Origin of the sequence: Protofrankia sp. Cr1 (assembly GCF_963555865.1) — a bacterium.
Lineage (GTDB): Bacteria > Actinomycetota > Actinomycetes > Frankiales > Frankiaceae > Protofrankia.
The window spans coordinates 2,791-5,835 of record NZ_CAUVXO010000374.1; the positions used below are offsets into that span (position 1 = coordinate 2,791).

Genomic DNA, 3,045 nt, shown 5'->3' on the forward strand with positions numbered 1-3,045 from the left:
CCACCATTGCGCGCATAGCACAAGTGCTACCCTTGACGAATGAGCGAGGTGGGACTTCGGGAAGTTCGACAACATGCCAGCGACCTGGTGCGCCGCGCCCAGGCCGGCGAACGGTTGACCATCACCGTGGCCGGCCGGCCGGCGGCCGTCCTCGGTCCGGTGAGGCCACGCGCGTGGCGGAGCTGGGGTGACCTCGCCGACGTCTTCGCGCAGCCCGCCGACACCGAGTGGGCCGACGATCGCAACCTGGTCGACGCGTCCCTCGCCGACCCGTGGGAAGCGGAGTGAGTCGCGGCGTCCTCGACACCAGTGTCCTGGTCGCGACGGACGTCGAGCCGATCCCCGGCGAGCTGGCGATCAGCATTGTGAGCATCGCGGAACTCCAGTTCGGCGTCCTCGTCGCCAAGACGCCGCAGGCCCGTGCGACCCGCCTCGCCCGCCTCAGCGCGATCCAGCGACGCTTCGACCCGTTACCTGTCGATGACTCCGTCGCAGACAGCTACGGCAGACTCGCCGCACGGGTCGTCGACGTCGGCCGCCAGCCGCGCGCCCGAACCATGGACCTGCTGATCGCGGCCACTGCGCACGCCCACGGCGCCAGCGTCTACACCCGTAACGCCGCCGACCTCGTCGGACTCGAGGAACTCCTCTCGATCGTCGCGATCTAGTATCGACCCATACGTATCGATCCATCCAGGGCCGCAGACGCCGACACGATGATCCTGGCTGGCCACCGCTCGTAGCCGGCCACCCGGTCCGGACCCGGTCACGCCCTGGCCGGGAGGATGCCCTGCTCGATCGCGAAGAGCGCGGCCGCACCGCGGGTCGACACGCCGATCTTCGTGTAGATGTGCTGCACGTGGTGATCCGCGGTCTTCGCCGAGATCACGAGCCGGTCAGCGACCTGACGGGTGGTGAGGCCGAAGGCGAGCAGTCGGAGCACCTCGGCCTCACGGGCGGTCAGGCCGGCCGGGAGCGGGGGTCGGGCCACGCGACGGTGACCCGCCGCGGCCAGGACCCGCTCGACCGCCTCCCCGTCGAGGCGGCCGGCGGCGCTCATGGCCCGCAGTTCGACCGCAGCATCCTCGGGCGCATACGCGGCCCGGTACGGGCGATCCGACGTCATAGCCTGGTAGCAGTCCGCGGCGGCGATGATCCTCTGAGCGTCGTCGAGATGCGCGCCGCCGAGGCGTCGATGGTAGCCGGACCCGTCCACGCGTTCATGTGCCCCGCATGCCGCCCCGGCCAGCGTTGCGGTGTACGACACCCGCCGCAGGAGCTGGTCGGTCACGAGCGCGTGGGCCTCGGCCCGGTCCCGCTCGTCGCGCGTGAGGGCTCCGGGCTTGTCCCAGATCGTGTTGGGCACCGCGACCCGGCCCAGGTCGTGGAGCAACGCGGCGGCCTGGGCGGTGGGACCGCATGCCGCCAGGGCCAGGGCGGCGACAGCCCGGGAGTGACCGGCGGTCCAGGGCGACTTGAGATCGGCGAAGTCCGCAAGGACGAGCAGCGCCTCGTGCGCGCCGGCGTCGCTCAGCGGCGTACTCGGCGGGGCGACCGCGAGTGCCGCGTCCCAGGAGTCGACCGGCTCGAGCCCATCCCACCAGCCCGCCGCCTCTGCGAGGACGAGATCGGCGAGATCGGGATCGTAGGCCCTGCCACGCCTGCTCTTGATGATCTCAAGCGCCCGCGCGATTCCCTCCACCCGGGCGAGAACCTCAAGCTCTCCGGCGAGTTGGACGATCCGCATCGGCCGGGGAATCACCACGCCCTTGGACCCGGCCGGCAATCCGCGGCCGTTCCACCGCTCGAAGGTCGCGGCCAACGCCGCACGCACGGGCTCGTCGAGGCCGAGGCGAACCGCGAAGACATCGGCGACTTCGCACGCGGCGCGGAAGTTGAGCTCCGCGGCCCTGCGACCACCCGCCAGAACCGAGAACACCGACCGGAACCGGCCCACGCCGGACAGGCCCGGCCCCGCATGGCTGACCATCAGACGCATGACCTCGAACGGGTTCGCGAAGTCAGCCCGCAGGGCGCGGGCTCGCAGCTCGATCTCGTCACCGAACACCACGGCCATGTCGAAGGCATGGCCGGTACAGCCGAGGAAACGCAGCGTCGAGGCCCACCACGTGATCGCATGTTCCGTCGGATCGGTACCGGCGGCCGTCGCGAGGCGCTGACCGAGCACGGTCGCCCGCAGCTGGGCTCCCGGCGGCTGGCCGAACGCATGATCCTGCGCCACGGCGAGCAGCGCGGCGATCTCCACCAAGGTCACGTCGTCGCGCACACCCGAAACTCTAGTGGGCCAAAGGGCGCGCGACGATCGTCAGAGCGCGCGCCCGGAAGCCGCAGTCCCCCGAGTACTAGCTCCCGCCACGGGTCCGCCCTCGGGTCCTGTATAGCGGTGTGCCAGGATATGCCTTCTATATCCTGAAATAGAGGCCAACGTGCACATCGTCGGCGAGCTCACCATCGACTACACCACTTTTCGCCGGATCACAATGGCCGGATCCGGCCGCACTGTTTGGTGGCTACGACTTCTCGGCCTTCTTGCTCTACTCATGGTCGCGGCCTCAGCGTTGGTCGGCAGCTCATTTAGGTTCCTCGATTTTCTGTTAATCATCGGTGGGTTCATGCTCGTCACCATGTACGACGTCCTCATCGCCATCGCCTGGCGACGGGCCTCCACGCTCGTCGAACAGCCCTGGCGGTACGAAATCACGGATTCCTTCGTCAAGATCCACACCGCCCAGACCGATGTTTCACTGCAGTGGGATGGAATCTCGAAAATTCGTACTGGTCGGCATGCCTGGGTTTTCACATTGGGCCGTACCCGTGGTGCCGTTCCCATCCCACGTGCGGCATTCTCGACGGAGAACCAAGAGCAGATCGATAAACTCGCTGAAATCCGCCGAAGCTGAGGCTGAGGCTGAACGCCCGGGCGGATCCGTCCGGTCGAACGCATGAATGCGTTCTCCCGGCGCGGCCTCCCGGCGCGTTCACCCGCCGACCCAATCGGCCACCCGCCGACCCAACCGACCATCA

At 68.7% G+C, this 3,045-nt stretch carries 4 protein-coding genes; 3 read left to right on the forward strand and 1 reads right to left on the reverse strand.

The features are described 5' to 3' along the window. The first annotated feature begins 39 nt into the window (after window positions 1–39). Window positions 40–288 carry a type II toxin-antitoxin system prevent-host-death family antitoxin gene (locus U9980_RS21645; RefSeq protein ID WP_322752023.1) on the forward strand — a complete coding sequence of 83 codons (249 nt, stop codon included), beginning with the start codon at window positions 40–42 and terminating at the stop codon, window positions 286–288. Further along, window positions 285–668: a type II toxin-antitoxin system VapC family toxin gene (locus tag U9980_RS21650; RefSeq protein ID WP_322769601.1), complete on the forward strand. Its 384-nt coding sequence runs from the start codon at window positions 285–287 to the stop codon at window positions 666–668. Before U9980_RS21645 ends, U9980_RS21650 begins: the two co-directional genes overlap by 4 nt. Before the next feature lie 98 nt (window positions 669–766). Here the strand turns inward: U9980_RS21650 and U9980_RS21655 are convergent, their stop codons facing one another. Further along, complete coding sequence (locus U9980_RS21655) at window positions 767–2,287, reverse strand: HD domain-containing phosphohydrolase (protein WP_322769602.1); 1,521 nt, start codon at window positions 2,285–2,287, stop codon at window positions 767–769. A 160-nt stretch (window positions 2,288–2,447) separates the two neighbouring features. Between U9980_RS21655 and U9980_RS21660 the strand changes: the two genes are divergently transcribed. After that, the gene (locus U9980_RS21660; RefSeq protein WP_322769603.1) at window positions 2,448–2,921 is read left to right on the forward strand and encodes a YcxB family protein; all 474 of its coding nucleotides are present in this window, start codon (window positions 2,448–2,450) and stop codon (window positions 2,919–2,921) included. Window positions 2,922–3,045 lie beyond the last annotated feature (124 nt).